This is a genomic window from Pseudoalteromonas sp. T1lg21, from assembly GCF_002964625.1.
Classification (GTDB): Bacteria; Pseudomonadota; Gammaproteobacteria; order Enterobacterales; family Alteromonadaceae; genus Pseudoalteromonas; species Pseudoalteromonas gelatinilytica.
Genome location: NZ_PQBX01000017.1, coordinates 1 through 478, shown reverse-complemented (window position 1 = coordinate 478; position 478 = coordinate 1). Strand labels below are relative to the sequence as shown.

Below are 478 nucleotides of genomic sequence, written 5' to 3'. Positions count from 1 at the left end.
TAACCTTTCCTCCTTACTGAAAGTGCTTTACAACCCGAAGGCCTTCTTCACACACGCGGCATGGCTGCATCAGGCTTGCGCCCATTGTGCAATATTCCCCACTGCTGCCTCCCGTAGGAGTCTGGGCCGTGTCTCAGTCCCAGTGTGGCTGATCATCCTCTCAAACCAGCTAGGGATCGTCGCCTTGGTGAGCCATTACCTCACCAACTAGCTAATCCCACTTGGGCTAATCTTATGGCGTGAGGCCCGAAGGTCCCCCACTTTGGTCCGTAGACATCATGCGGTATTAGCAGTCGTTTCCAACTGTTGTCCCCCACCATAAGGCATATTCCCAAGCATTACTCACCCGTCCGCCGCTCGCCGCCCAACAAATCCCCCGAAGGTTCAATGTTGTCGCTGCCGCTCGACTTGCATGTGTTAGGCCTGCCGCCAGCGTTCAATCTGAGCCATGATCAAACTCTTCAATTAAAAGTTTTTT

General features: G+C 53.3%; 1 rRNA gene. It reads right to left on the bottom strand.

Annotated features, from left to right (window positions below):
- Positions 1-468 (bottom strand): 16S ribosomal RNA (locus C2M25_RS06510); the annotation flags it as partial.
- Positions 469-478: the final 10 nt, after the last annotated feature.